General features: G+C 62.8%; 28 protein-coding genes and 1 pseudogene. 11 read left to right on the forward strand and 18 right to left on the reverse strand.

The genetic code is table 11. The annotated features are described in order from the left end of the window. Positions 1–48 precede the first annotated feature (48 nt). Positions 49–441 (forward strand): lactoylglutathione lyase, encoded by a 393-nt coding sequence (gene gloA / locus G9C89_RS04300; RefSeq protein WP_090498599.1) that lies wholly within the window; start codon positions 49–51, stop codon positions 439–441. Positions 442–664: 223 nt separating this feature from the next. Here gloA and G9C89_RS04305 read toward each other — a convergent pair whose 3' ends face one another. The 9 genes from G9C89_RS04305 to metG all read right to left on the reverse strand — a co-directional run bounded on the left by G9C89_RS04305 (position 665) and on the right by metG (position 10,224). Continuing rightward, a complete protein-coding gene (locus G9C89_RS04305) occupies positions 665–844 on the reverse strand; it encodes a PA3496 family putative envelope integrity protein (protein WP_090498755.1) in 180 nt (59 codons plus the stop codon). A 106-nt stretch (positions 845–950) separates the two neighbouring features. Then, on the reverse strand, positions 951–1,589 hold the full coding sequence (gene nth / locus G9C89_RS04310) for an endonuclease III (RefSeq protein WP_172145147.1): 639 nt from the start codon (positions 1,587–1,589) through the stop codon (positions 951–953). After that, entirely contained in the window at positions 1,586–2,299 is a 714-nt protein-coding gene (locus G9C89_RS04315) for an electron transport complex subunit E (RefSeq protein ID WP_172145150.1), read from the reverse strand. Before G9C89_RS04315 ends, nth begins: the two co-directional genes overlap by 4 nt. Continuing rightward, a complete protein-coding gene (gene rsxG / locus G9C89_RS04320) occupies positions 2,296–3,012 on the reverse strand; it encodes an electron transport complex subunit RsxG (RefSeq protein WP_172145153.1) in 717 nt (238 codons plus the stop codon). Before rsxG ends, G9C89_RS04315 begins: the two co-directional genes overlap by 4 nt. Positions 3,013–3,015: 3 nt before the next feature. After that, on the reverse strand, positions 3,016–4,047 hold the full coding sequence (gene rsxD / locus G9C89_RS04325; protein WP_172145156.1) for an electron transport complex subunit RsxD: 1,032 nt from the start codon (positions 4,045–4,047) through the stop codon (positions 3,016–3,018). A 148-nt stretch (positions 4,048–4,195) separates the two neighbouring features. Next, the gene (gene rsxC / locus G9C89_RS04330) at positions 4,196–6,856 is read right to left on the reverse strand and encodes an electron transport complex subunit RsxC (RefSeq protein ID WP_172145159.1); all 2,661 of its coding nucleotides are present in this window, start codon (positions 6,854–6,856) and stop codon (positions 4,196–4,198) included. After that, positions 6,853–7,428, reverse strand: coding sequence for an electron transport complex subunit RsxB (gene rsxB / locus G9C89_RS04335; RefSeq protein ID WP_172145162.1), 576 nt, complete (start codon positions 7,426–7,428; stop codon positions 6,853–6,855). Before rsxB ends, rsxC begins: the two co-directional genes overlap by 4 nt. Beyond that, positions 7,425–8,009: an electron transport complex subunit RsxA gene (rsxA, locus tag G9C89_RS04340; protein ID WP_172145165.1), complete on the reverse strand. Its 585-nt coding sequence runs from the start codon at positions 8,007–8,009 to the stop codon at positions 7,425–7,427. The genes rsxB and rsxA overlap by 4 nt, the downstream gene beginning before the upstream one ends. 157 nt (positions 8,010–8,166) lie before the next feature. Next, positions 8,167–10,224: a methionine--tRNA ligase gene (metG, locus tag G9C89_RS04345; RefSeq protein ID WP_172145184.1), complete on the reverse strand. Its 2,058-nt coding sequence runs from the start codon at positions 10,222–10,224 to the stop codon at positions 8,167–8,169. A gap of 199 nt (positions 10,225–10,423) precedes the next feature. Between metG and apbC the strand changes: the two genes are divergently transcribed. Further along, complete coding sequence (gene apbC / locus G9C89_RS04350) at positions 10,424–11,512, forward strand: iron-sulfur cluster carrier protein ApbC (RefSeq protein WP_172145187.1); 1,089 nt, start codon at positions 10,424–10,426, stop codon at positions 11,510–11,512. 118 nt (positions 11,513–11,630) lie between these two features. On the opposite strand, the gene G9C89_RS04355 is transcribed toward apbC, so the two are convergent. Beyond that, positions 11,631–11,840 carry a cold-shock protein gene (locus G9C89_RS04355; RefSeq protein WP_090498617.1) on the reverse strand — a complete coding sequence of 70 codons (210 nt, stop codon included), beginning with the start codon at positions 11,838–11,840 and terminating at the stop codon, positions 11,631–11,633. A 325-nt stretch (positions 11,841–12,165) separates the two neighbouring features. Between G9C89_RS04355 and dcd the strand changes: the two genes are divergently transcribed. Then, complete coding sequence (gene dcd / locus G9C89_RS04360) at positions 12,166–12,732, forward strand: dCTP deaminase (protein ID WP_172145190.1); 567 nt, start codon at positions 12,166–12,168, stop codon at positions 12,730–12,732. A gap of 74 nt (positions 12,733–12,806) precedes the next feature. Here the strand turns inward: dcd and nadE are convergent, their stop codons facing one another. Next, a complete protein-coding gene (nadE, locus tag G9C89_RS04365; protein WP_172145208.1) occupies positions 12,807–13,634 on the reverse strand; it encodes an ammonia-dependent NAD(+) synthetase in 828 nt (275 codons plus the stop codon). A gap of 484 nt (positions 13,635–14,118) precedes the next feature. Between nadE and G9C89_RS04370 the strand changes: the two genes are divergently transcribed. After that, a complete protein-coding gene (locus tag G9C89_RS04370) occupies positions 14,119–14,346 on the forward strand; it encodes a hypothetical protein (protein ID WP_172145211.1) in 228 nt (75 codons plus the stop codon). A gap of 170 nt (positions 14,347–14,516) precedes the next feature. Here G9C89_RS04370 and G9C89_RS04375 read toward each other — a convergent pair whose 3' ends face one another. From G9C89_RS04375 to G9C89_RS04390, 4 genes are all read right to left on the reverse strand, one after another. Continuing rightward, positions 14,517–17,054, reverse strand: a complete 2,538-nt coding sequence (locus G9C89_RS04375; RefSeq protein WP_172145214.1) for a penicillin acylase family protein — start codon at positions 17,052–17,054, stop codon at positions 14,517–14,519. A gap of 73 nt (positions 17,055–17,127) precedes the next feature. Then, positions 17,128–17,586 (reverse strand): DUF2489 domain-containing protein, encoded by a 459-nt coding sequence (locus G9C89_RS04380; protein ID WP_172145217.1) that lies wholly within the window; start codon positions 17,584–17,586, stop codon positions 17,128–17,130. A 7-nt stretch (positions 17,587–17,593) separates the two neighbouring features. Next, the gene (locus G9C89_RS04385) at positions 17,594–17,800 is read right to left on the reverse strand and encodes an SEC-C metal-binding domain-containing protein (protein WP_172145220.1); all 207 of its coding nucleotides are present in this window, start codon (positions 17,798–17,800) and stop codon (positions 17,594–17,596) included. Positions 17,801–17,806: 6 nt separating this feature from the next. Continuing rightward, a complete protein-coding gene (locus G9C89_RS04390; protein ID WP_172145223.1) occupies positions 17,807–18,304 on the reverse strand; it encodes an LEA type 2 family protein in 498 nt (165 codons plus the stop codon). Positions 18,305–18,569: 265 nt separating this feature from the next. Here G9C89_RS04390 and G9C89_RS04395 point away from each other — a divergent pair, with 265 nt between their 5' ends. Next, a complete protein-coding gene (locus tag G9C89_RS04395; protein ID WP_172145226.1) occupies positions 18,570–19,127 on the forward strand; it encodes a hypothetical protein in 558 nt (185 codons plus the stop codon). A 39-nt stretch (positions 19,128–19,166) separates the two neighbouring features. On the opposite strand, the gene G9C89_RS04400 is transcribed toward G9C89_RS04395, so the two are convergent. Together G9C89_RS04400 and G9C89_RS04405 are read right to left on the reverse strand one after the other, a co-directional pair. After that, positions 19,167–19,655, reverse strand: a complete 489-nt coding sequence (locus tag G9C89_RS04400; RefSeq protein ID WP_172145229.1) for a YchJ family protein — start codon at positions 19,653–19,655, stop codon at positions 19,167–19,169. 5 nt (positions 19,656–19,660) lie between these two features. Then, on the reverse strand, positions 19,661–20,158 hold the full coding sequence (locus G9C89_RS04405; RefSeq protein ID WP_172145232.1) for a DUF6231 family protein: 498 nt from the start codon (positions 20,156–20,158) through the stop codon (positions 19,661–19,663). 442 nt (positions 20,159–20,600) lie between these two features. Between G9C89_RS04405 and G9C89_RS25100 the strand changes: the two are divergent. From G9C89_RS25100 to G9C89_RS04425, 4 genes and pseudogenes are all read left to right on the forward strand, one after another. Beyond that, a pseudogene (locus G9C89_RS25100) lies at positions 20,601–20,957 on the forward strand (OmpA family protein); the annotation flags it as partial. Positions 20,958–21,058: 101 nt separating this feature from the next. Then, positions 21,059–21,790: an OmpA family protein gene (locus tag G9C89_RS04415; protein ID WP_172145238.1), complete on the forward strand. Its 732-nt coding sequence runs from the start codon at positions 21,059–21,061 to the stop codon at positions 21,788–21,790. A gap of 132 nt (positions 21,791–21,922) precedes the next feature. Continuing rightward, positions 21,923–22,228 carry a DUF1145 domain-containing protein gene (locus tag G9C89_RS04420; RefSeq protein WP_172145241.1) on the forward strand — a complete coding sequence of 102 codons (306 nt, stop codon included), beginning with the start codon at positions 21,923–21,925 and terminating at the stop codon, positions 22,226–22,228. After that, positions 22,221–22,982: a collagen-like protein gene (locus G9C89_RS04425; RefSeq protein ID WP_172145244.1), complete on the forward strand. Its 762-nt coding sequence runs from the start codon at positions 22,221–22,223 to the stop codon at positions 22,980–22,982. Before G9C89_RS04420 ends, G9C89_RS04425 begins: the two co-directional genes overlap by 8 nt. 45 nt (positions 22,983–23,027) lie before the next feature. Here G9C89_RS04425 and G9C89_RS04430 read toward each other — a convergent pair whose 3' ends face one another. Continuing rightward, positions 23,028–23,492: a CopD family protein gene (locus tag G9C89_RS04430; RefSeq protein ID WP_172145247.1), complete on the reverse strand. Its 465-nt coding sequence runs from the start codon at positions 23,490–23,492 to the stop codon at positions 23,028–23,030. Between the two features lie 116 nt (positions 23,493–23,608). On the opposite strand from G9C89_RS04430, the gene dinG reads away from it, so the two are divergent. Together dinG and G9C89_RS04440 are read left to right on the forward strand one after the other, a co-directional pair. Next, positions 23,609–25,753, forward strand: coding sequence for an ATP-dependent DNA helicase DinG (gene dinG, locus G9C89_RS04435; RefSeq protein WP_172145250.1), 2,145 nt, complete (start codon positions 23,609–23,611; stop codon positions 25,751–25,753). A gap of 82 nt (positions 25,754–25,835) precedes the next feature. Next, a complete protein-coding gene (locus tag G9C89_RS04440; protein ID WP_315852752.1) occupies positions 25,836–26,981 on the forward strand; it encodes a serine hydrolase domain-containing protein in 1,146 nt (381 codons plus the stop codon). Positions 26,982–26,993 lie beyond the last annotated feature (12 nt).

Here is a 26,993-nt window from a genome sequence, read left to right on the forward strand (position 1 = left end):
CCCCGGCCATAGGCCGGGGTTTTAATTTATACGACGAGGAGAAACCTGATGAGACTGCTGCACACCATGCTGCGAGTCGGCGATCTGGATAAATCCATCGCCTTCTACACCGACGTGCTGGGCATGACCCTGTTGCGCCGCAAGGATTACCCGGACGGCCAGTTCACCCTGGCCTTCGTCGGCTACGGCGACGAGGCGCATAACAGCGTGATCGAGCTGACCCATAACTGGGGCGTGGACAGCTACGAGCTGGGCACCGGCTACGGCCACATCGCCCTGGAAGTGGCGGATGTCTACAAGGCCTGTGACGACATCCGTGCCCGTGGCGGCAAGATCACCCGCGAGCCGGGGCCGATGAAGCACGGCAGCAGCATCCTGGCCTTCGTCGAAGACCCGGATGGCTACAAGATCGAGTTGCTGTCGCCATCGCGCAAGGACTGAGGGTACGGCTCCTGTCTTGTAGGAATGGCGGGGACGCCCAGGCCCATGGCCGCGATAGGGCATGCCTGCAAAAAGCATCGCGGGCATGGCCCGCTCCTACGAAGAAACAACCGAAACCCGTAGCCCGGATGTAATCCGGGACGGGTATTTCCCCGGATTTCATCCGGGCTACGAACGAAAAAGCCCTGCTGATCAGCAGGGCTTTTTCTTATCCGGTTCAGGCTTACAGGTCGAAGTCATATTCGGCCAGTTGTTTGTGCAAGCGCCGCTCTTCGAGGAAGTTGTCGATGACGCGCCGTTTGGTCAGGTTGGTTTTGGCAACCTCCACAGGTGCTTCGCCATCGTCGGCATCTTCTGCGACAAAGTCTTCGTCGAGCTCGAGGTCTTCTTTACCAGTGCTCATGTTTTTCACTCCCGGCTACAAGGGCCATTTGCGCACCTTATAGCGGCAAAACCGGGGCGGGTAAAAAAGATTTTTTCAATCGATCAGATGTAAAACCATTGAAAGCTCAATCGTCCGAGGTTTTGTGCTTGTATTCGCACAGGTCTTCGATGCGGCAACTGCCGCAGCGCGGCTTGCGCGCCTGGCACACATAACGGCCATGGAGGATCAGCCAGTGGTGTGAATCGAGGAGAAACTCCTTGGGCACGAACTTCAGCAGCTTCTTTTCCACCTCGAGCACATTCTTGCCGGGGGCAATCCCGGTGCGGTTGCTGACCCGGAAAATATGCGTGTCCACCGCCATGGTCAGCTGGCGAAAGGCCGTATTGAGCACCACGTTGGCGGTCTTGCGGCCGACTCCGGGCAGGGCTTCGAGCTCCTCGCGGCTCTGTGGCACCTGGCTGCCATGTTTTTCCACCAGGATGCGGCAGGTCTCGATGATGTTCCGCGCCTTGCCGTTGTACAGGCCGATGGTCTTGATGTACGCGGACAGGCCCTCGACGCCCAGGGCATGGATAGCCTCCGGCGTATTGGCGACGGCAAACAGTTTGGCGGTGGCCTTGTTGACCCCGACGTCGGTGGCTTGGGCCGAGAGGATCACCGCGATCAGCAGTTCGAAGGGCGAGCCGTAGGCCAGTTCGGTCTTGGGTTCCGGATTGTCTTCTTGCAGGCGACGAAAGATTTCGCGGCGTTTGGCGGCGTTCACTCGATGACTCCGGTGACCCGCACCCGACGGCTTTGCACTGGCATATCGACCTGTTGTGCCTTGGCCCGTTCGGCCAGCACTTCATCGATGCGATTCTTGCCGGCGATCAGCAGGCCCAGCACGATAAAGGCCCCCGGGGGCAGGATGGCCAGGAGAAAGCCTTTGTAGTCGGCGAAAAGGGTCAGCTGCCAATCGGCTGCGAGCGGGCCGAACAGCAGGTGCATGTTGGCGAACAGCGCGCCGGTGCCGAGCAGTTCGCGGACGGCGCCGATCATGACCAGCACCGCGCCGAACCCGATACCCATCACCAGGCCGTCATAGGCTGCCCGCCCGGGGTCGTTCTTCGCCGCAAAGCCGTCGGCGCGGCCGAGGATCACGCAGTTGGTGGTGATCAGCGGGATGAAGATGCCGAGGATCTGGTACAGCTCGTAGGTGAAGGCCTGCATCAATAGCTCGATGCAGGTGGTCAGGGCGGCGATGATCATCACGAAGGCCGGCAGACGCACGGCGGTATTGACCACGCCGCGCACCAGTGACACTGCGGTGTTGGAACAGACCAGCACCACCGCACTAGCCAGCGCCAGGCCCAGGGCGTTGACCGTGGAGTTGCTGACGCCGAGCAGCGGGCAGAGGCCGAGCAGCTGAACCAGCGCCGGGTTGTTCTTCCACAGACCGTTAAGGGTGATGTCGCGATAGCTGGGGCTGCTCATGGCGCGGTTCCTCGATCGTCAGGGGCGCTGCTGTCGCCCTCGCGGCTAGCGGCACTGTCGGCGGGCGCATGACTGGCCGCGCCAGTAGTGCCGGCGACCAGCAGTTCAGCGCGATGCTGATCGAAATACAACAGCGCGTTATGCACCGCTTTGACTACCGCGCGCGGAGTGATGGTGGCGCCGGCGAACTGATCGAATTCGCCGCGATCCTTCTTCACTGCCCAGCCGGCCTCACCTGGATCGCTCAGTGATTTGCCGATGAAGCCCAGGATCCAGTTGCTTTTGCTCAGTTCGATCTTGTCGCCCAGGCCGGGCGTTTCACGGTGGTTGAGCACGCGCACGCCGGCCAGGCGGCCATCGGCGTGAATACCGACCAGCAAGCGGATCGCGCCGCTGTACCCGTCCGGCGCGGTGGCCTGGAGGATCACCGCGCTAGGCTGGCCGTCCTTCAGGCCGATATAGGCGGTTTGCGGCAGCTTGTTGCCGAGCAGCAGGGGATCGTGCACCTGGATGCGGTTGTCCAGCAGATGATTGTCGTAGCTGTCCGCCGGGAGGATTTCCGCCAGGGTGCGCATCTGCGCCTGGTGCTGGGACGATGCGATCCGCGTGGCGGTGGCTTGCTGGATCAGTGTCACCAGGCCCACCGTGACGATGGCGAAGAGGCCGAGCACCAGACTGTTTTTCAGCATCGAACGGCTGATTTCCGGGAGCATGCTCTATTCTCCCAACCTGAAGCCGCGAGTCGGCTTGCGATGACCGTAGGTGCGCGGCCTCGTGTAGTAATCGATGGTCGGCGCGGCCAGGTTCATCAGCAGCACGGCGAAGGCCACGGCATCCGGGTAGCCGCCCCAGGCGCGGATCACATAGACCAGCACGCCGACGCCGGCGCCGAAAATCAGCCGGCCGAGGTTGCTGGTGGCGCCGGATACCGGGTCGGTGACGATGAAGAAGGCGCCGAGCATGGTGGCGCCGGTGAGCAGGTGAAACAGCGGCGAGCCGTTGGAATCCGAACCCGAACCATTCCAGAACAGCAGGCTCATGAGCGCCAGGGCGGCGAGCATGCCCGCGGGTGCGTGCCAGGTGAACAGGCGCTTGTAGAGCAGATAGAGGCCGCCGGCGAGAAAGGCCAGATTGACCGCCTCAACCGCGTTACCGCCAAAGCGGCCAAATGCCGGGTTTTGTGCCCAGAGTTCGTCCATGGTCAGGCTTTTATTGATCTTGATGGCATCCAGTGCGGTGGCCTGGGTCCAGCCATCGGGCAGGGCGGCCAGGCCGAAAATGTGCTGCAGGCCATCGAGCAGGCCGACCGTGTGCGGCGCCGGCCAACTGGTCATTTCCACCGGGAAGGAGATCAGCACCACCACATAACCGAGCATCGCCGGGTTGAACGGGTTCTGCCCGAGGCCGCCGTACAGTTGCTTGCCGAAGACAATGGCGAAACCGGTGGCGATCAGGGTCAGCCACCAGGGCGAATAGGGCGGCAGGGCCAGGGCCAGCAGCACCGCGGTGACCAGGGCGCTGTAGTCCTTGAGGAAGAAACCCAGGGGGCGCTGGCGTAGGGCCAGGATCGCCGCCTCGAAACCCAGGGCGCAGGCGCTGGCCCAGAGCAGGTTGATCAGGGTGCCGAAGCCGAACAGCCAGGTCAGCGCCAGGATCCCCGGCACGGTGGCCAGCAGTACCTGCAGCATCACCTGCTGGGTGCGATTGCTGCCCTTGGCGTGGGGCGATGTGATACGGGGCAGGGCCATTGGCTCTCCGGTTGGTGTCTTGCGTCGGCTGCGCGGTGCGCGGCCTTAACAGCTGTTCAGAATCGTAGCCCGGCTGCACTCCGGGGCATTTCCAGCGGGCATGCTCGGTGCAGCGCTCCCGGATTGCAGCCGGGCTCCGGGGTGTCGGTCAGTCTGCGTGTTCCTGTAATTTCTGTTCGGCGTGCGCCAGGCGTTGACGGGCTGCGGCCAGGGCATCGGTGGCACTGCTCGCATCGCGTTCCAGCTTGCGCAGGTCGGCGCGGGCGAAGGCCACCTCGGTTTTCAGGGTGCGGGTGGTGTCGTCAATCGGCTGTTTGTCCGTGCGCACCAGCGTTGGCGCAGGCTTGTTGGCCGTCGCCTCGGCGGCGTGCAGAGCCTGTTCTGCCTGGGCCAGGGCATCGCGCAGACTGCCCAGTTCGGCGTCATCGCTGCCGGCTTTCTCGGCTTTTTTCAACTCGGCGCGCTTCATTGCCAGTTCGATCTTGGCCTTCTTCAGGGCGCTGTCGTCGACTGGCGTTGCCGGCGGGGCGGCCTGGTTTTGCAGGTCGGCCAGGGCCTTTTCGGCTGCTTCGAGCTGCTGGCGCACGCGGGCCAGTTCGGCCTGCTGATCGTCGTCCGGGGCCTCGAGTTTCTCCAGCTTGCGCAGCTGGGCGCGGAGCATGGCGGCGTCGATCTTGGCCTTCTTCAGGGCGCTGTCGTCGGCGGGCTGCGTTGTCGTTGGCGTGGCCTGGCTCTGCAGGTCGGTCAGGGCCTTTTCCGCTGCTTCGAGCTGTTGGCGCAAACGGGCCAGTTCGGCCTGCTGGTCATCGTCCGGGGCCTCGAGTTGCTCCAGCTTGCGCAACTGGGCGCGGAGCATGGCGGCGTCGATCTTGGCCTTCTTCAGGGCGCCGTCGTCGACCGGCGTTGCCGGCAGCGCGGCCTGGCTCTGCAGGTCGGTCAGGGCCTTTTCCGCCTCTTCGAGCTGCTGGCGCAAGCGGGCCAGTTCGGCCTGCTGATCGTCGTCCGGGGCCTCGAGTTGCTCCAGCTTGCGCAACTGGGCGCGAAGCATGGCGGCGTCGATCTTGGCCTTCTTCAGGGCGCCGTCATCCGCCGCAGGCGTTGCTGCCGCGGCTGGTGGGCTGGCCGCCATGGCGGCATCCAGGGCCTGTTGGGCGGCTGTTGCGGCACTTTGCAGCTGGTCGACCTGGGCCTGCATCTCGGGTGTGGCGTGGGCCGCCAGCTGCTTCTCGGCCTTCTTCAGCGCGACCTGGGCCATGCTGGCTTCGATCTTGAGTTTCTTCAGTTCGTCGCCGAGACCAGCCGGTTTGGCTGCTGCGCCGTCGTCAGTGTTCGCTGGCGCTTCGGCCTGGGCGGCCTTGGCGCGGGCGGCCTTCTCGGCGCGGGCCTTGCGTTCGGCTTCTTTCTGCTCTTCGGCGCGGCGCAGGCGTTCCTGGCGCAGCTCGAAGCGCTGCTTGGACTGTTCTGCCTTGAGCTGCTTCTGTTCCAAGTCACGAATTTCGCCCTTGGCTGCACGGTAGTACTGCACCAGGGGAATGCTCGACGGGCAGACATAGGCGCAGGCGCCGCATTCGATGCAGTCGAACAGGTTGTGTGCCTTGAGCTGCTCATGCTCCTGGCCGATGGCGAAGAAGTGCAGCTGCTGCGGCAGCAGGCTGGCCGGACAGACCTCGGCGCACTCGCCGCAGCGGATGCAGGGCATGGCCGGGGGCGGTGGCGGCAATTCGGCGCTGGTCGCGGCGAGCAGGCAGTTGGTGGTCTTGATCAGCGGCACGTCGAAGTCGGGCAGGGTGAAGCCCATCATCGGCCCGCCCATGATCAGGCGGTTGAGTTTGCTGCGGTCGAGGCCGGCAAACTCCAGCAGTTCGCCCACCGGGGTGCCGAGCAGCACCTCGACGTTCATCGGCCGCGCCAGGGCTTCGCCGGTGAGGGTGGTGATGCGCGAGATCAGCGGTTTGCCGAGAACCACCGCGTCGTGGATGGCTTTGCAGGTGCCGACGTTCTGGCAGAGGATGCCGATATCCGCCGGCAGGCCGCCGCTGGGGACTTCGACGCCGGTGAGGATCTGGATCAGCTGCTTCTCGCCGCCCGAGGGATATTTGGTCGGGAACACCCGCAGTTGATAACTGCGCTCGCTCAAGGCCGTGCGCAGTGCGGCGATGGCTTCTGGCTTGTTGTCTTCGACGCCGATCAGTACCCGATCGGGCTGGATCAGTTGGGCGAGTATATCGATGCCGGAAATCAGTTGTTCGGTCCGTTCACGCATCAACAGATCGTCGGCGGTGATGTAGGGCTCGCACTCGGTGCCGTTGATCACCAGGGTGTGGATCTTCTGGGCCGGCCGGGCGTTGAGCTTGACCGCCGTGGGGAAGCCGGCGCCACCCAGGCCGCTGATCCCGGCCTGACGGATCATCTCCAGTAGGCTGCTGTTTTCCAGATGACGGTAGTCCGGGCAGGGCGTCAGTTCGCACCATTGATCCAGGCCGTCGCTGTCGATGACGATGGCCGGGGCGAGCATGCCGGAGACATGCGGGTAAGGCTGCGGGCCGATGAAGCTGACGGTGCCGGAGGTCGGCGCATGCAGCGGCACGCTGACGAAACCATTGGCCGCGGCGATCAGTTGCCCCTTGAGCACCCGCTGGCCCAGGGCAACCACCGGCTCGGCCGGTGCGCCGATGTGCTGGTTGAGTGGCAACACCAGGCGCTTGGGCAGCGGCGCCGGCTGGATCGACGTACGGTTGGAGAGGTGTTTGCGCTCCGGCGGATGAATGCCGCCGGGGATATCCCATACCAGGGGTTGCATCGCTGTCATGCTGCCTGCTCCCGATCGCTGGCGATCAACTGGCCGGGCGGCAGGGGCTTGCTCCACTTCCAGCTTTGCACGCTGCTGCCCAGCGGGATCATGTCGATGCAGTCCACCGGGCAGGGTTCGACGCAGAGGTCGCAGCCGGTGCATTCGGCGACGATCACTGTGTGCATCTGCTTGGCCGCGCCGACAATGGCGTCCACCGGGCAGGCCTGAATGCATTTGGTGCAGCCGATGCACTCGGCCTCGCGGATGTAGGCGACCATCTGCGGTTTCTCGCCTTCCACCGCGTCCAGCGGTTCGGCCTCGACATCTAGCAGGTCGGCCAGTGCCTGGATGGTCGCTTCGCCGCCCGGTGGGCATTTGTTGATCTTGTCGCCGCCGGCAATCGCCTCGGCATAGGGTTTACAACCGGGATAGCCGCACTGGCCGCACTGGGTTTGTGGCAGCAGGGCGTTGATCTGCTCGGCGATCGGATTGCCCTCGACCTTGAAACGCACCGCGGCGAAACCGAGGATGGCGCCGGCCACCAGGCACAGCGCCAGCAGGGCGAGAACCGCGCTGAGCAACAGGCTCATAGCTTGATCAGCCCGGTAAAGCCCATGAACGCCAGCGACATCAGGCCGGCCGTAACCATGCCGATGGCGGCGCCCTGGAAGGTCTTCGGCACATCGGCGATGGCGATGCGCTCCCGCATGGCGGCGAACAGCACCAGCACCAGGGAGAAGCCGAGGCCGGCGGCAAAGCCGTTGGCGGTGGCCGTGATGAAAGAGAACTCGGCCTTGTTGGCGTTGAGCAGGGCCACCCCGAGGACGATGCAGTTGGTGGTGATCAGCGGCAGGAAGATGCCGAGCACGCGGTACAGCAGCGGGCTGGTCTTGTTCACCACCATTTCGGTGAACTGCACCACCACGGCGATCACCAGGATAAAGCTGATGGTGCGCAGGAACTCGATATCCAGCGGCTTGAGCACGTATTGCTGGACCAGGTAGCTGCACATGGCCGCCAGGGTCAGCACGAAGGTGGTGGCCAGGGACAGGCCGATGGCCGTCTCGATCTTCTTCGACACACCCATGAACGGGCACAGGCCGAGGAATTGCACCAGCACGAAGTTGTTGACCAGGATGGCACTGACCATGATCAAGGCGAGTTCGGTCATTGCGGGTTCCGTTGGTGGACAGGCAAGGCCGTGGGGAAAGGGTTGTCTATTATCGGGAAGCCGGTCCGGCCACACAAGCCGGATCACTGTGCCTGAGTGGCTGGCATAAGGCTGGCGCAGCGTATTGGGGCACGCTGCGCCAATCTGCCGCAGTTGCTTACTTGACCCGTTGGCCCGGTTTGGCGCCGCTGTCCGGGCTGAGCAGGTAGATTTCCTCGCCACCCGGGCCGGCGGCCAGGACCATGCCTTCGCTGATACCGAACTTCATCTTGCGTGCGGCCAGGTTGGCCACGTACAGGGTCAGGCGACCTTCCAGCTGGCTCGGGTCGGGGTAGGCGCTCTTGATTCCGGAGAACACGTTGCGCTTGGCATCGCCGATGTCCAGGGTCAGGCGCAGCAGCTTGTCGGCGCCCTCGACGAACTCGCATTTCTCGATCAGGGCGATACGCAGGTCGACCGCGGCAAAGGCGTCGAAGGCGATCTCGGCCGCCAGTGGGTCTTTTGCCAGTTCGCCGTTGCCTCGGGGAACGCTCTCCTGGGGCGCGTGGCCGGTTTCGCTGGCGGCGAGGTCTTCCTTGGAGGCTTCGATCATGGCGTCGATTTTCGCAGGCTCGATGCGGGTCAGCAGGGCGCTGAACGGGTTCAGTTGGTGGTTGGCCAGCAGGCTCTGGTGGTCGTCCCAGCTCAGCGGCGCGACATTGAGGAAGGCCTCGGCATCGGCGGCCAGTTTCGGCAGCACCGGCTTGAGGAAGATCAGTAACTGGCGGAACAGGTTGATGCCCAGGGCGCAGATGGCCTGCACCTCGTCCTGCTTGCCGTCCTGTTTGGCCAGCGCCCAGGGCGCCTTGTCGGCGATCCAGGCGTTGGCGCGGTCGGCCAGGCCCATGATTTCGCGCATGGCGCGGGCAAAGTCGCGGGCCTCGTAGGCCTCGGCGATGCTCGGCGCGGCGGCCTGGAAGGCGTCGGTCAGTTCGGGTGCGGCATTGCCGGCAACCAGTACACCGGCATTGCCCTTGTGGATAAAGCCGGCGCAGCGGCTGGCGATGTTGACCACCTTGCCGACCAGATCCGAGTTGACCTTCTGCACGAAGTCTTCGAGGTTGAGGTCGAGGTCTTCAATGCCGCGGCCGAGCTTGGCCGCGTAGTAGTAGCGCAGGTATTCCGGATTGAGGTGATCCAGGTAGGTGCGCGCCTTGATGAAGGTGCCGCGCGACTTGGACATCTTCTGGCCGTTGACGGTCAGGTAGCCATGCACGGCGACCGCGGTCGGCTTGCGCAAGCCGGCGCCTTCGAGCATCGCCGGCCAGAACAGGGCGTGGAAGTTGACGATGTCCTTGCCGATGAAGTGGTACAGCTCGGCCGTCGAGTCCTTGCCCCAGAAGGCGTCGAAGTCCAGCTCGGGATTGCGCGCGCAAAGGTTCTTGAAGCTGGCCATGTAGCCGACAGGTGCGTCCAGCCAGACGTAGAAGTACTTGCCGGGCTCGTCGGGGATCTCGAAGCCGAAGTAGGGCGCATCGCGGCTGATGTCCCATTCCTGCAGGCCGGAATCCAGCCATTCGGCGATCTTGTTGGCCACCGCGTCCTGCAGGGCGCCGCCACGGGTCCAGCTTTTCAGCATGGCCTCGAAGTCCGGCAGCTTGAAGAAGAAGTGCTTGGAGTCGCGCAGTTCAGGCACCGCGCCGGAGATGGCCGAGCGCGGGTTCTTCAGCTCGGTGGGCTCGTAGGTGGCGCCGCATTTCTCGCAGTTGTCGCCGTACTGGTCCTCGGCGCCGCACTTCGGGCAGCTGCCCTTGATGAAGCGGTCGGCGAGGAACATGCCCTTTTCCGGGTCGAAGTACTGGGTCACCGAGCGGGTGGCGATATGCCCGGCGTCGCGCAGTTTCAGGTAGATGGCCGCCGACAGCTCGCGGTTTTCCTCGGAGTGGGTCGAGTGGTAGTTGTCGAAGTTCACCAGAAAGTCGGCGAAGTCGGCTGTGTGCTCGGCCTTGACGTCGGCGATCAGCTGTTCCGGGGTGATGCCTTCTTTCTCGGCGCGCAGCATGATCGCCGAGCCATGAGCGTCGTCGGCACAGACGTAGATGGCCTGGTTGCCGCGCAGCTTCTGGAAGCGCACCCACATATCGGTCTGGATGTATTCGAGCATATGGCCAAGGTGGATCGAACCGTTGGCATAGGGCAGGGCGCTGGTAACGAGAATCTTGCGGGCTTCGCTCATGGGAATCGGCTGCACTGGTATAACGAAAGAAGTCGGCAACTATATAGGCGGCGCGGATTTTTTTCATCCGCTGGATCGTCTGGACAGGCGGCGCGGCGTCGATCCAGGGCGCCGATGAGCCAGAGAGGCGGTGCGCGCGGCGCAGCCTACGGGGTAATATGCCCGCCTGTTCTGCTCGGTCTTTCCCAGGGAGTCCTCTATGTCCGTCACCCGCGCAGCGATCGAAGCTGCACTGTCGCAATACACCGATCCACACCTCGATCAGGACCCGGTCAGCGCCGGCTGCCTGCGCGAGGTGGATATTCAGGGCGGCAAGGTCAGCGTGCGCCTGCAACTGGGTTACGCCGCCGGCCTGTTCAAGAGCGGCTGGGCGCAGATGCTGCAAATGGCCCTGGAAAACCTCGACGGCGTCGACAGCGCGCAGGTCCAGATCGATTGCGTGATCGAGGCGCACAAGGCGCAGGACCAGGTGCCGGCCCTGGCCAACGTGAAGAACGTGATCGCGGTGGCCTCGGGCAAGGGCGGGGTGGGCAAATCGACCACGGCCGCCAACCTGGCGCTGGCGCTGATGCGCGAAGGCGCCAAGGTCGGCATTCTCGACGCGGACATCTATGGGCCGAGCCAGGGCATCATGTTCGGCATCGCCGAGGGCACGCGGCCTGAGATCCGGGAGCAGAAATGGTTCGTGCCGCTCCTGGCCCATGGCGTCGAGGTCATGTCGATGGCTTTTCTGACCGACGAAAACACCCCGGTGGTATGGCGCGGGCCCATGGTCTCCGGTGCGCTGATCCAGTTGATCACCCAGACCGCCTGGGGCGACCTGGATTATCTGGTGGTCGACATGCCCCCGGGCACCGGTGACATCCAGCTGACCCTGGCGCAGAAGGTGCCGGTCTCCGGCGCGGTGATCGTCACCACGCCGCAGGATCTGGCGCTGCTGGATGCCAAGAAGGGCGTGGAGATGTTCCGCAAGGTGAATATCCCGGTGCTCGGTGTGGTGGAAAACATGGCGGTGCACATCTGCTCGAACTGCGGCCATGCCGAGCACCTGTTCGGCGAGGGTGGCGGCGAGAAGCTGGCGGCGCAGTACGGTGTCGACCTGCTGGCGTCCTTGCCCCTGTCGATGGCCATTCGCATGCAGTCCGACGGCGGCAAGCCGACCACCATCGCCGACCCGGAAAGCCAGATCGCCATGATCTATCAGGAAATCGCCCGTAACGTCGGCGCACGTATCGCCCAGGGTGACCGGCAGCAGGCGATGCCGAGCATCGTGATCAGCGAAGACTGATTCAGCCGTGGCGCGCAGGCTCTGCGCGCCGTTGCTGTAACAGCACAATCACCAAGCCTGCGCCCACAAAAAAGCCCCGCACAGGGCGGGGCTTTTTCTCAAGCGGGGTTAGATCAGGTTATACAACCTGAACTTCCTCAGCTTGCATGCCTTTCTGACCACGGGTGGCCACGAAAGTCACTTGCTGGCCTTCTTTCAGGCTCTTGAAGCCATCGCTCTGGATAGCTTTGAAGTGTACGAACAGGTCGTCACCGGATTGCGGAGTGATAAAGCCGTAGCCTTTCTCATCGTTAAACCACTTGACGGTACCATTCTGACGATTCGACATTTTATGTCTCCTAACAATTTTTAATAACAGCCCTGGAAAAGCCCAGGCCGGGACTGAGTGCAACGAGTACTAGGAGTCGGACGATGTTTGGATCGAAATCTAGGCATCAAGTAGCGATTCGCGGTGACACATGCAGCACAGTGGCGCTACTGTACGCGCTTTTAACGCTAAGCGCGAACGCTCTGTACGGCTTTCTGTTATTTAGCGATGGGTGAAGTAACGCCAGGCTTGGGCGATGACGTTGGTCGACAGTCTTTGAACCCTGCCGCCGGCCCCGGTAAGATGCGCTCACTTTTTCATCACCCGCTTATTCAGGACACTCGCCATGAGCATCAAATCGGATAAATGGATTCGCCGCATGGCTCAAGAGCACGGCATGATCGAGCCTTTCGTCGAGCGTCAGGTGCGCGCAGAAGGCAGTCAGCCGCTGATCTCCTACGGTGTTTCCAGCTATGGCTACGATGTGCGTTGTGCCGATGAATTCAAGGTATTTACCAACATCAATTCGGCCACCGTCGATCCGAAGAACTTCGATGCAAAGAGCTTCGTCGACGTCAAGAGCGATGTGTGCATCATTCCGCCGAACTCCTTCGCCTTGGCCCGCACCGTCGAGTACTTCCGGATCCCGCGCAATGTACTGACCATCTGCCTGGGCAAGAGCACCTACGCGCGTTGCGGCATCATCGTCAACGTCACCCCTCTGGAGCCCGAGTGGGAAGGCCATGTGACCCTGGAATTTTCCAACACCACGACCTTGCCGGCGAAGATCTATGCCAACGAAGGCGTGGCGCAGATGCTCTTTCTCGAATCCGACGAGGAGTGTGAGGTGTCCTACAAGGATCGCGGCGGCAAATACCAGGGGCAACTGGGCGTGACCTTGCCGAAAGCCTGATCGAACTGCCTGATCGAAAAAGCCGGTTTCCGCATTGAGTGGAAACCGGCTTTTTCTTGCCTGCATTGTCGCGGTCAGGGCGCCAGTGGCAGCTCGCGCTTGTGCCGGCTGTTGTCGTAGGTGCGGGTGATGATGGCGTACGCCTCGTCGCGAACCGGCTGGCCATGCAGGAAGGCGTCGATCTCGGCGTAACTGACGCCATGGGCTTCTTCGTCCGGCTTGCCGGGGCGCAGTTCCTCCAGGTCGGCGGTGGGTACCTTGAATACCAGGTTTTCCGGTGCGCCAAGCTGCTTGGCGATGGCACGCACCTGACCTTTGACCAGGCCACTGAGCGGGGCCAAGTCGCAAGCGCCGTCACCAAACTTGGTAAAAAAGCCCATTACCGCCTCGGCCGCATGGTCGGTGCCGATGACCAGGCCATTATTGGCGTTGGCGATGGCGAACTGGGCGACCATGCGCATGCGCGCCTTGATGTTGCCGACGACAAAGTCGCGGCGTGCCACGGTGAGCTTCTGTAGGTGGCTGACCTGCTCGCCGAGTCCGTACACGCTGTCGGCGATATTGACCGTGTCTTCTTCGTCCGCGCGGATAAATTGCAGCGACGCCTGGGCGTCGTGCTCGTCGTGCTGGGTGCCGTGAGGCAGGCGCACGGCAATGAAGCGATAGGTAGCGTCGTCGGTCTCGTTGCGCAGTTCTTCCACGCTCAGTTGCGCGAGACGCCCGGCGGTCAGCGAGTCGACCCCACCGCTGATGCCCAGCACCAGGACTTTCAGGCCCGCGTTACGCAGGCAATCCTTGATAAAGGTTTTGCGCCGCTCGATCTCTGCCAGCAGGGCGGTTTCGTCTGCAAAGGGAGGCACCACGTTCAGGGCGGTGGCGATCTCGGCTTGGCGGCTGCTCATGGTGGTTCCTTAGGGCAAGTCGGTACGCGGATGATGGTGGTTAGACAGTGACGGCCTGTTGGTTGTGGCATGGCCTCCAGTCGGGATGGCTTGCCGCAGGCGCTGCAGGATCATAAGCCAACTCTGGCCTCGAGTTAATCGGCAAAGTCGCGCAAGGGGCTGAAACTCAAGCGAACAACAGGCGCCTTGGGGTCCGCATAGAGCCGGCGCTGTACCGTTCCCATCAAGGATGTCGGCCGTCCCGTGGTTTCACCTCCGGGGTGGTTTGTTGGCGCGGGATTTCATCCGGCTACAAAAAATCTGCTCACTTGGCTTAAATGAACACATTGCAGTCTGGCGGGTTAGTGGTGCTGAAACATCTGGAAAGGCTGTCCGGCGAGGTATGGCCTGCGGTGAGCGAATTGCTTTGGTAGGGTAGGTCACATCAGGACCGTGTCCGTCAGTGTACGGACGATCGAGTATTTTAGTGCGGGAGGAATCAGTCATGACGACGTGGAAGATCACATACAGCAAAGATGAGAGCACCGAGGTGTTCGAGCTTCAGTCCAGCAGCAAGCCGAGCATGGAACAGGCCGTACTGCAGCTGCTCAAAATGGCCGAGAAAGTCTACGAGCGTGAAGAGCCGAAAGACCTTCCCAATGAAATCCAGACCCCGGCCGTGCGTCTGGCCGAGCGTTACGGCATCACCATCACCGGGATTACTCGCGACTGACCAGTGTCAGTCGTACGCCCAGAGCCTGCCGGGCAGGCGATCGCGAGGGTAAATCATGGGCAAAAGAAAGGGCGCCAAAAGGCGCCCTAAAGTGATGATCTATGGAGTAAGTCCGTTAATTCAGAGCTGGAGCCTGGCACATTGGTTCAGTAACCGCCGACCAACGGTGATTATTTTCCGGGTGTCAGGATCAGCCGTTTAGTGCCATAGGCCTTCTCGAGGTTCTGCGGCTGAAACGGAAAGCTCATGTACTGGCCTTTGCGCCAGGCCTCGATGCCGTCGGCGTAATGCTCGCTCGCCGGGTTGCCGGATTGGCCGGAGCTGTTCAGGCCGATCAGCGGTTCTGCGCGGCCGAAATCGACGACGATGCGCATGGCCGGAATCAGCCAGGTGTCGAAGTCCTGCCCCCAGTTGTAGGCCGATACATTGAGGGTGCTGTGGTCGCCGCCGGCCGGGTAGGGGCCGCGGTCGAGATAACCCTTCAGTGCGTTGATCCCGGCGCGCTGGCTGGTGCTCATGTAAGGCGCCAGTTTGCTGGTCTCGGTGACCCAGTTGTAGCTGTGCAGCTTGCCCCACTGCCAGGTGCTGCGCTCACTGCCGAGCTTGGTTTCGGCGAAGGTCACGGCGGCGGCCAGGCTGCGGGCGAGAATGGCCGGCTTGTCTTCTTGCTGGGCGCTACCGATATCGTTCCAGAACGGACTGTCGTCACGGCCCAGCAGATGGTCGGCCTGGGCCGAATAGGATTTGTTGGCGGTTTCCACCAGGGCCAGCCAGGCCGGGCTGGTTTCGGGGCCCAGTTCGTCGAGGAATATCTGCCGTGCGCTTTCATGCAGGAAGGCGCCGTAGAGTGCGGCATCCGCCGAGCTCTCGCTGAGTTTGCCGTCGAACGCCAGCAGCCGGCTGTAGGCTTCGCGCGCTTTGGCACGTTCCAGTGCGGGCAGGGCATCGATGGCTTTTTGCAGCGGCGCGGCCATGCCGGGTGCCTCGAGCATGCTTTGCAGCTTGCCGACAAAGGGCGTGGTCTGGTCGTACTGCATGGCAATCATGCTGCGGGTGTCGTGCTTGCCGCTGCCAGCCAGTTGCGCCAGGCGCTCGTAGCGCTCCGGGTAGTACCAGGAGTTGGACAGCTGCATGCCGTAGCCGCGTGGCACGGTACGCTGGTTGGCGGTGCCCAGCCAGCCTTGCTGCGGGTCCTGGTCATAGGGGTGCAGCATCGGGTCGGCGAAACCATCCCAGTCGTAGCGACCGTCCCAGCCAGGCGAGGGCATCAGGCCGAGGCCTTCGCGGCGATTGGGAAAGCGTCCGGTGACTTGCCAGCCGATGTGCTGGGCGTCGGCGAAGACGATATTCAATGGCATGGCACGCACTTCGCGGGTGGCCTCGAAGGCTTGCTCCACCGATTGTGCGCGGGACAGATCGAACAGTGCATCGAGGGAGCGATCCGCCTCGAATTGAGTGGTTTGCAGGGCCAGGCCGTAACCGCTGTTCAGTCGCAGGGGCTGCAATGGGTGTTTGCGCTCGCCCAGCACCGAGTTGAGCAGCGGGCCGTGGCGGGTCTCGAAGATGGTTTCGCGGATCGGCCGCTGGCCTTTGATGAAGAAGGTTTCCTGGCGCTCCCGGGTGGGCAGCCATTTGCCGTCGGCCTGGTAATAGAGGCGGTTGCCTTGACGTTGGATTTTCTCCAGGAACAGGTCCTGGTTGTCGCCCATGACCATGGTCATGCCCCAGCCGAGTTTGCCGTTGAACCCGGCGACGATGGCCGGTACGCCGGCAATCGACACGCCGGCGGCCTGGAATTTCGGCGAACGGATCTGCACGAAGTTCCACGCCGACGGCATCGACAGCGGCAGGTGGGTGTCGTTGGCCAGCAGGCTCTTGCCGCTGCGGCTGTTCTGGGGGGCGATGGCCCAGTTGTTGGAGGCGGCGACGCCAAGCATGTGGGTGCTGGCGAGCTGGCTGGCCGCATTGTTGATGGCAGCCAGGCCGGGGAGTTGTCCGCTCAGGGTCAGGCCCTTGAGTTTTTCGGCCTCCTCGAACGGCAGCGGCTCATCCGGGTAGGTGGGCAGCAGCCAGGCGAGGTGTTCGCTGCCGACTTGCTGCGCCAGCACCAGGGCGGCGATTTCTTCCTGCAGATTGACCGACAGGCCGAAGTTCAGCAGGCAGAACACCAGCACCGAGTCTTCGGCTTTCCAGTAGGGCGGACGATAGCCGGATTGGGCCAGGTCCATCGGCAGCTTGTCGCGATAGCGGAACAGGTAGGCATTGACGCCGCGGGCGTATACTGCGAAGAACTTCTTCAGCCGTGGTGAGGCGTTGGCATAGAGCACTTCGGCACTTTTCTTCAGGTTGACCGCGCGCATCAGACGGTCGATTTCCAGTACGCCGGGGCCGGCCATCTCCGCCAATCGGCCTTCGGCCATCAGGCGCAGGCCGACCATCTGGCTGAGGCGGTCGCTGGCATGCACATAGCCCAAGGCGAACAGCGCGTCGTGGAAGGTATTGGTTTCGATCAGCGGCATGCCCAGGGCATTGCGTCGAACCACAACGCTTTGCGCCAGGCCCTGAACGCGCACGCTGCCCTGGTCCGGGTGCAGGCTATCGCGGTAACGGCTGTCGAGAAACGACTGGCAGCCGCTTACCGCCAAGCCGGCAGTGAGGGTGGCGGCGAGGCCCAGGTGGGCCATGGGACGGAATGCGCGCGATAGCATGCAGCGAGCTCCTTGCAGAACGCAGGACTGGAAAGATCGGTGGATGAAAGTGCTGCCCAACCTGCCGCCAGGGTCAGTTGCTGGGTTGCTTCAGGCCTTCGTCGAGCAGCCAGCGTGCGGCTGTGCGAGCGGCAGCCTTGTGCTGCAGTTCCAGTTCATTGAAGTGTTTTTCGTGCTGGCGCCGCTCGCTCGGGTCCAGTGCCTTCCAGTTTGCATGGGTCGGCACCTGGGCGGTGGCTTCAAACAGCAGGTGAAACACTTGGCAGCGGGTGTCCTGGCTCAGTGCGGTGTCGTAGTTGTCCAGCAGCACCTTGATCCGAATAGCGCCTTCGATCAGCGGCAGCTGGCCATCGAGCAGGCTGCCGGCGAGTATCTGCAGGTCGCCAGCCAGACGTTCACGGCGCTGGTTTGCTGCCTGCGCCAGGTTGCGCCGTTGCGCCCAGACCCGGCGCCACAGGAGCAGGGCGTACAGTGCCAGGGCCGTCACCACCAGGGCGCCGGCCAGCAGAAGCAGCAGACTCAAGGTGCTCATGGGTACATCAGGCACCGTGGCATTTCTTGAATTTCTTCTGACTGCCGCATGGGCAGGGATCGTTGCGGCCAACGTCTTTCAGGGCGTTGCGCACCGGCTCCTGGTGAGCATGGTTGCAGTCCGGGCCATGCACGTGACCGTGGTCATGATCATGCTGGTGGTCGTGCTCGGCATGGTTGCAGTCGGGGCCGTGTACGTGGGGTTGTTGGTTCATGTGCGCTTACTCGGGAATGAAATCGCCGGGGATTATCTCGCCATTACGCGACATGTGCACGTTACGGCCGAACAATAAACCGGTTTTTACCTGGCCTTCGAGGCGATAGCGGATAGGCTCTTCAGGTTGCTCAAGCAATTTGACGATTTGCCGCAGGTGCCGCCAGAGATTGGTGCGCACCGGGACATCGAACACATGGTGGCCATGGGCTGGGACCGTGAACCAGGTGTCGGTTTGGCCTTCTGCCAATTTCACCTCGTTGAGGTGTACCCGGTAATCCAGGCCCCGTACCGGCAAGCTCATGCTATTGGGGTTGTCGATACGAAAACGCAGGACGAAGTGCTGCTCCAATAACTTGGCCTTGATGACGTCGACTTTGACCAGGCGGACATCCGGATCCTTGAACTCCCCGGTCGTCCAGGTGGAACAGCCGCCGAGGCCGCAGAGCAGGCCGAAAAACATCAATAGGCTGAGAATTCTTATAGTTGGCGCCTGGGAAAACATTTCATACTCCAAAGGACGCGTCAGTGTAACAAGCACGTGCCCGGCTGCAACGTGTTGTGAGCGATTGTGAAAAAACGCCGGCCTACAGAGCCCGCTGTTGGCATTGCGCCAGGCAAAAGTGGGTCACTAAACTCCCCCTTTGTTTGTCTGGCGAGTCTTGCCGCGAATGCCTGGAGAGGGCCCGCGACGGTGATTGCTCGTTTCATAACCTCCGCGGGTAAAAACCTGCGCCATACTGGGCGCCGATCAAGACAGGAGTGTGACCATGGTTCGTTATGAGATCGCCTTTGCCGGCCAGCTAGTGCCAGGGGCGCAGCTGGAGTCGGTCAAGGCCAATCTGGCCAAGTTGTTCCAGGCGGATGCTCAGCGTATTGCCTTGCTGTTCTCCGGGCGGCGCATCGTGATCAAGAACAATCTGGATGCGGCCGGCGCGGAAAAATATCGCAGCACCCTGCTGCGCGCCGGCGCTCTGGTCGATGTGCGGGACATGGCGGAGGAAATCGAGGAGATCGAGTTGGCACCGCCGCCTGCCGTTGAAGTGCCTGAGGCTATGCCTGCGACAACCTCGCCGGCGCCGGCCGGCAAGCGCCTGCACGTGCTGCCGCGGGATGAGTATATGGCGGCGTTTGCGGACGTCGATGCGCCGGACTTTGCGATCGCCCCGCTGGGGGAGGACCTGCAGGATGACAAGCCCGAACCGCCAGCACCGGTTCTCGATCTATCGCAATTCAGTCTGGCTCCCGCTGGCAGCGACATGGGCGAGATCAAGGCTGCACCTGCCGCGCCGCCGCCGGATATTTCCCACCTGAAATTACAGGAATAGCTCGAGGTCGGGTTTGCGTCAGGTCCTGTGCATGGCGTTTCAGACAAATCCCGCGCAGCATTTCTTGAATTTCTGCCCGCTGCCGCAAGGGCAGGGGTCATTGCGGCCGGCCTGCAGCGCGACCGTTGGGTCGATAAAGTACCAATGACCCTTGTGCTGAACGAAGGCGGAACGTTCGCGGTGGCTGTGTTCGCCGCCGCCATCGTGCCAGCGGGCGGTAAAGGTCACGAACGCATGTTCCGGCTGGCCGCCCAGCACTTCGCTACTTTCGACTTCCAGGCCAAGCCAGGTGCTTTGCAGACTCCAGGCGCTGATGGCGGCGCGATCCAGCCCAGGCTGTTGTGCCGCCAGGGTGGTCCTCAGCAGGTAATCGACCAGCCCCAGTGCATAGGCGCTGTAGCGTGAACGCATCAGCGTTTCCGCGCTGGGCGCCGGCAGCCCGGCATGGTAGCGGCCACAGCACTCGCCGAGTGAGTCGCCACTGCCGCAAGGGCAGCTTGGCTGGGGCTCGGCGTCGACTGTCGTCATGTGGTTTACCACCAGTATTTGCCAAAGTTTTCCGGATTGGCCCAGAACTTGGCATTCAGCCAGTCGGGTACCTGTTTGTAGTCAAGCAGGTCGTAGGTGAACAGGCTCAGGCTCTGTTCACCTCGCTGGAAGCGTTCGCTGGCCTGCAGGGCCAGGGCAAAGAAGTCGATGTCCTGCCAGGCGCAGGCCTGCAGGTCGACCAGCACCGCCAGGCGGCTGGCGTTCAGGTTGCGAATGCCGCCGAGCAGTTCCAGTCCCGTGCGCTTGGGCAGATGTTCAAGGCAGTCGATGACCAGCGCCAGGTCGAATCGTTGCGCAGCCAGCTCGGCGGGCAGGGCGCCTGCGGCGGCGTGTGCGACCTGGCAATCGGGATGGGCGGCCTGAAAAGCGGCCAGCGCCGGCAGTTCGCTGGCGCCTATCAACAGCAGGCGGCTGGGCGCGTAACGCTCCAGCAGAGCGGCCAGTGCTTGCTGTGGCGTGCGGGAAGAAATGCTCTCGGTCATCGATAATCCTCGATCGGTGCTGAAAAGACTAACGCGCGGCTGGGTGAAGGCCTAGAGCCGATCATTCTTAAAAAGTATGTAAATCGTGTCTGGCGGATTCTAAAGCGTGCGTCTTTAATCCATAAGTATCGGTTTTGATCCGATTCCCACTGGAGATATGCATATGAGCATCATAAGGAAAGCTGTACCCCTGATTTTGACGACCAGTTTCTTGACGGGGTGCGCCGGCTTGCAGAAAACCGATTGGCCGATGTGTGCGGCTGTCGGTGGTGTGGGCGGCGCGGCACTGGGCGCTATCGAGAGTTCTACCTGGGCGGGTGGTGGCGCATTGGTCGGTGCCGGCATGGCGGCAGCCTATTGCTGGGTGCATGGCGCTGGAGCGGAAGAAGAAGTGGCGATGGTCGAGGAGGTGGTGGCCGAGGAGCCGGTCATGCCCGAGCCGGTCGCAGAAGCTGTTCGGGTCGAGCTGGATGTGAAGTTCGATTTCGACAAGTCTCAAGTGAAGGAAGGCAGTTTTGCCGACATCAAGAACCTTGCAGACTTCATGGCGCAATACCCGCAAACCACCACCGTGGTTGAAGGGCATACCGACTCCGTCGGTACCGACGCCTACAACCAGGGGCTATCCGAGCGTCGTGCCAACGCCGTCCGTGATGTGCTGGTCAACCAGTATGGTCTGGCCGCTGAGCGCGTCAACGCGGTAGGTTATGGCGAAACCCGCCCGGTTGCCGACAACTCGACCTCGGAAGGACGGGCAATCAACCGTCGAGTCGAGGCTGAAGTCGAGGCGCAGCCTTAACTACGATCACGCGGCCTCACGGGGGCGCACTTGTACTATCCAGAGGGTGCGACTTAACTCCTGTGTTACTGGCAGCACGCCAGTAACACAGGAGATTTGCCATGAGAACCAGACTCATCAGAGTTGCTTTTCCCCTTCTCTTGGCCAGTAGTGTTCTTTCTGGTTGCGTCACGACTTCCAGTACGGGAGACGCAGTACTCAACCAAGGGAACTGGCCCTTGTGCAGTGCGATTGGTGGTCTGGCCGGTGGTGGCCTGGGCGCAATCGAAAGTTCGGCTTGGGCGGCAGGTGGTGCCGTGGCCGGAGCGGTCATAGGCGGCATTATTTGCTATGCCCAGGACGGTGACGAAGACGGTGACGGCGTGTTCGATCGTCGCGACCGTTGTCCCGATACCCCGCCCAATACCTCGGTGCGCCACAATGGCTGCCCATACGCTGAGTATGCGAGTCCAGCGCAAGTGATGGAGCCTGATGAGCCTGCAGTGCCGGTGCGTGTCGAGTTGGACGTCAAGTTCGACTTCGACAAGTCGGTAGTCAAGGAAGGCAGTCACGCCGATATCAAAAGTCTCGCGGACTTCATGAAGCAGTATCCGCAGACCACCACGGTTGTCGAGGGCCACACCGATGCCATTGGCTCCGATGCCTATAACCAGGGCTTGTCCGAACGGCGTGCCAATGCCGTGCGCGACGTGCTGGTCGAGCAGCATGGTATCGAAACCAGCCGGGTATCGGCTGTAGGTTACGGCGAATCACGCCCGGTTGCCGATAACGACACCGAGTCTGGACGCGCGATCAACCGAAGGGTTGAAGCCGCGGTCGAAGCGCTGCCCTAGCCGACGTCACCTGATGCGGGCCGGTCGTTGATCGGCCATGTATCTGGCAGGGGCGGGCGGCCACTGCAGTTTTTGCTAGCCTGGCGCAAAGCAGTTAAGGTGCGGCAGAACAAAAAACTGTCAGGGGCGGACATGAAAATCTTGTTGGGGGTGGGGAAAGTGCTGACCGCGTTGTTTTGGGGCGTGGTCTTGGCCAATCTGATCGATCCGTTCGCGCAACCTTTCGCCCTGCTGCTGAATTTGGCGGGTGCTTTGCTTGTGCTGATTCATGGGCTGGAGTTGTGGCTATTCAATGAGCGCGTGAGCGGGGGTACTCGGCCGGGTTTTGAGCGCGTGCAGGTTTTACTGTTCGGCATTTTTCACTTGCAGGCTTTGTCGTTGGCGCCGGTGCAACCGGTGAGCGCGGCACCTGTGCAGGTGGAGGTCGAGCATGCGTAGCCTGTTGCTGCTGGCCGCACTCTGTAGCCCGATGACGCTGGCGCAGAGTCTGATCGACGTGCAGTCGCATACCTTGCTGCGCTTGCCGGCGACAACCAGCGTGTTGCGGGTGGAGCGCCTGCACGTCGCGGATCATGGCACCTTGCTGATTCCGTCCGGGCTGACTGAAATGCATATTGCCGAGCTGCGCCTGGGGCGTGACGCGCGGATTGCCATTGCACCTGGCGAGCAGGCCTTTCGTCTGGATGTGGTCAACGGTGAGATCGCTGCTGGTGCGCAGATCAGCGGGCGTGGTGCTCCAGGCTCTTTTCTGCAACCCGCAATGCCGGGTCGTACGCTGAGTATTCGCCTGGTGAGTGTGCTGACCGAGGCCCTTCTGGTCGATGCCCGCGGTGGCATGGGGGCGCCAGGTTACGCCGGCCTGGATGGCGCGGATGGCAAGCCGGGTGGCTGCACTTGGGGCCAGGCCAGTCGCGGTCATGATGGGCTGCGCGGTGGCGATGGCCAGGCCGGAGCCAGAGGCGGCCTGGTGCGCCTGGAAGTGCCGGTGGACTTTCCTCTGGAGCGGTTGCAGGTGCTCCTCGATGGCGGTGCTGGTGGTGCAGCCGGTAGCGGTGGTGGCGCGGGTGTCGGTGGTGCGAGCAAGGGCTGCTGGCTGTATAGCACGGCACATGCTCGCGATGGGCGCCCCGGTCAGGCCGGTCAATCGGGCGCTGCCGGGGCGGCAGGCAATCTGGATGTGGTGCGCTTTTAAGTCGGCGGCTTCAAGGCCAGGAGCGCCAGGCGCTCCGGCTCACGTTCAAAAGCCTGGGCGGGCGGCAGCGATGCCGATCAGGACCAGGCCGAGAATCAGGTTGATACCCACCAGGCGGCGAATTCGCCCGAGCACGGCGCCGCCGCTCGGCCAGTCTGCGGCGGCCACTGCGCGACGCAGTTCAGGCAGTTGCAGCGCCTGGACGCGGAGAAACAGCGCGAGCATGGCGATATACAGGCCAATCATGATGTGGACGTAGCGCGGCGCGGTCTCGAAACCGGAAAAGCGCAGGTGGAGCATGCCCACGCCGGTAATCGGCAGCACGATCACGGCCGCCCAGACCCAGTAGAAGAAGCGCTGAAATACCTCGAGCCACAGTTTCAGGCGAGCGGGCGCCTCGAGTGCGCTGACCGCGGCGGGGCGCAGGATCATCCAGGCGAAGAACATGCCACCGACCCAAACGAGTGCGGCGAGCAGATGCAGGGCGTAGGTCACTGCGTAAGGTGTCATGTAAAACTCCAGTCCGGGTTCTGCGCATTATCGATTAGCGCGCTATGATAGCGGCCGTTGCCAGATACTGAAAATTTATCCAGCCTTTTCGCGCCCAGACCCCACGTCCCGATCCCATGCTCAGTACCGAACTCAAGTCCCAGATCCAGGGCGCCTACACGCGTTTTCTCGAAGCTAAATCGCTGAAGCCGCGCTATGGCCAACGGCTGATGATCGCCGACATCGCCAAGGTGCTGGGGGCGATCAAGGTCGACGGGGAAGGTCGGCGTGACGGTGAACCGGCGGTGGTGGCGGTCGAGGCCGGTACTGGCACCGGCAAGACGGTAGCCTACTGCCTGGCGGCGATTCCCGTGGCCAAGGCCGCCGGCAAGCGTCTGGTGATCGCCACCGCGACCGTGGCCCTGCAGGAGCAGATCGTACACAAGGATCTGCCCGACCTGATGCGCAACAGCGGCCTGAGTTTCAGCTTCGCCCTGGCCAAGGGCCGTGGCCGCTACCTGTGCCTGTCCAAACTCGACATGCTGTTGCAGGAGGGCCATGCGCAAAGCGCCACGGCTCAGTTGTTCGAGGAAGAAGGCTTCAGGATCGACGTCGACGAGCAGAGTCAGAAACTGTTCGTCGCCATGATGGAAAAGCTCGCCGGCAACAAATGGGACGGTGACCGCGACAGCTGGCCCGAGGAGCTGGAGGACACGCGCTGGTCGCAGCTGACCACCGATCACAGCCAGTGCACCAGTCGGCATTGCCCGAACTTCCAGCAGTGCGCCTTCTACAAGGCCCGTGAAGGCATGAGCAAGGTCGATGTGATCGTCACCAACCATGACATGGTGTTGGCCGATCTGGCGCTGGGCGGCGGTGCCGTGCTGCCCGACCCGCGGGAAACCCTCTATGTGTTCGACGAAGGTCATCACCTGCCGGACAAGGCAATCGGTCACTTCGCCCATTTCACCCGCTTGCGCTCGACCGCCGATTGGCTGGAACAGACCGCGAAGAACCTCAGCAAGCTGCTGGCCCAGCATCCGTTGCCGGGTGACCTGGGGCGCCTGATCGAGCAGGTGCCCGAGCTGGCGCGGGAGATCAAGACCCAGCAACAGTTCATGTTCAGCGCCTGCGAGCAGGTGGCCGAATTCAAACCCGGCGAAGACATGCAGGGTCGCGAACGACCGCGTCATCGTTTCGTCGGCGGCCAGGTGCCGGAGCACCTGCGCGAGCTGGGCAGCGAGTTGAAGAAGGGCTTTTCCAAACTGTCCGACCTGTTCACCGGGGTGACCGAAAAACTCAAGGAAGCCATGGATGGCGAGGCCACCATCGGTATCGCCAGTCATCAGGCCGAGGAGTGGTACCCGCTGTTCGGCAGCCTGCTGGCGCGAGCCCATGGCAGTTGGGAGCTGTGGCTGGCCTTCACCGCCGAAGACCCCGAAGACAGCCCTCCGATGGCACGCTGGCTGACCCTGGCCGACAGCGGCGCGTTGTTCGACATCGAAGTCAACGCCAGTCCGATCCTCGCCGCCGAAACCCTGCGGCGCAACCTGTGGAATGTAGCTTATGGCGCCCTGGTGACCTCGGCTACCCTGACCGCGCTGGGTACCTTCGACCGCTATCGGATGCGTGCCGGCCTGCCCAAGGTGGCGGTGACCTCCGTGGTGCCGAGCCCTTTTCATCATGCCGATGCCGGTGTCTTGCGGGTGCCGAACCTGAATGCCGATCCGCGCGATGCGGTGGCGCATACCGCGGCGATCATCCGCGATCTGCCCGCGCTGGTGGCAGGCTCGCGCGGCACCCTGGTGTTGTTCTCTTCGCGCAAGCAGATGCAGGACGTGTTCGAGGGCCTGGAACGCGATTGGCGCAAGCGGGTGTTCATCCAGGGCAACCTGTCCAAGCAGGAAACCCTCAACAAACACAAGGCGCGGGTCGACAGCGGGGAGGACAGCGTGTTGTTCGGCCTGGCCAGTTTTGCCGAAGGCGTCGACCTGCCTGGTGCCTATTGCGAGCACGTGGTGATCGCCAAGATCCCCTTCGCCGTGCCGGATGATCCGGTGGAGGCGGCATTGGCCGAGTGGATCGAGGCGCGCGGCGGCAACCCGTTCATGGAAATCGCCGTACCCGACGCTTCGCTGCGCCTGGTCCAGGCCTGCGGACGTTTACTGCGTACCGAAGAGGACCGCGGCACCATCACCTTGCTCGACCGGCGGGTGGTGACCCAGCGTTATGGCAAGGCAATTCTCAATGCCTTGCCACCCTTTCGCCGGGAAATCAGCTAGCCGGTTGTGCGGGTTCCCACGTGCACGCCGGGCTGGAACAATGCGCGGCAGATTGCAGATTCCCCAGACCAAGGAGCCGCCTGTGCAGATTCAGGGCTATTTCGACCTCAAGTTCGAGGCGCTCAAGGACGCCTTTGCCGCCTTGTTCGACGACCCGCAGGAGCGGGGTGCCGCGCTCTGCGTGCAGATCGCCGGCGAGACGGTGCTGGATATCTGGGCCGGGGTGGCCGACAAGGACGGTCAGCAGGCTTGGCACAGCGACACCATCCTCAACCTGTTTTCCTGCACCAAGCCCTTTACCGCCGTGACTGCATTGCAACTGGTCGGCGAGGGCAAGCTCGAGCTGGACGCGCCCGTGGCCCGCTATTGGCCGGAGTTCGCCGCCGCCGGCAAGGAAAAAATCACCCTGCGTCATTTGCTCTGCCATCAGGCCGGGCTGCCAGCATTGCACCAGACGCTGCCGGCCGAGGCCTTGTACGACTGGCAGACGATGACCCACGCACTGGCGGCCGAAGCCCCTTGGTGGCGACTCGGCGAGGGACATGGTTATGCGCCCATCACCTACGGCTGGCTGGTTGGTGAACTGTTGCGGCGTAGCGAGGGCCGCGGGCCGGGTGAGTCGATAGTCGCGCGCACCGCCAAACCTCTGGGCCTGGACTTTCATGTCGGCCTGGCCGATGAAGAATTCGACCGGGTGGCGCATATCTCCCGCGGCAAGGGCAATCTGGGTGACGCCGCCGCCCAGCGCCTGCTCAAGGTGATGATGAGCGACTCGGCAGCCATGAGCACGCGCGCCTTCACCAACCCGCCGTCGATCATGACCAGCACCAACAAGCCGGAGTGGCGGCGCATGCAGCAGCCGGCGGCCAACGGTCACGGCAACGCGCGCAGCCTGGCCGGCTTCTACAGCGGCCTGCTCGACGGCCGCCTGCTGGAGAGCGAGCTGCTCGACGAGCTGACCCGCGAGCACAGCGTCGGCGACGACAAGACCCTGCTTACCCGCACACGCTTCGGCCTGGGCTGCATGCTCGACCAGCCGCAGGTGGCCAACGCGACCTACGGCCTCGGCGCCAAGGCCTTCGGCCATCCGGGTGCGGGCGGTTCCAGCGGTTTTGCCGATCCGGAACGCGATGTGGCGTTTGGCTTCGTGGTCAACAATCTGGGACCGTTCGTCTTGATGGACCCTCGTGCGCAGAAACTTGCGCGTGTTTTGGCAGATTGTTTGTAGGAAGCTCGGCTA

The sequence above is a fragment of the Pseudomonas tumuqii genome, assembly GCF_013184545.1.
Taxonomy (GTDB): domain Bacteria; phylum Pseudomonadota; class Gammaproteobacteria; order Pseudomonadales; family Pseudomonadaceae; genus Aquipseudomonas; species Aquipseudomonas tumuqii.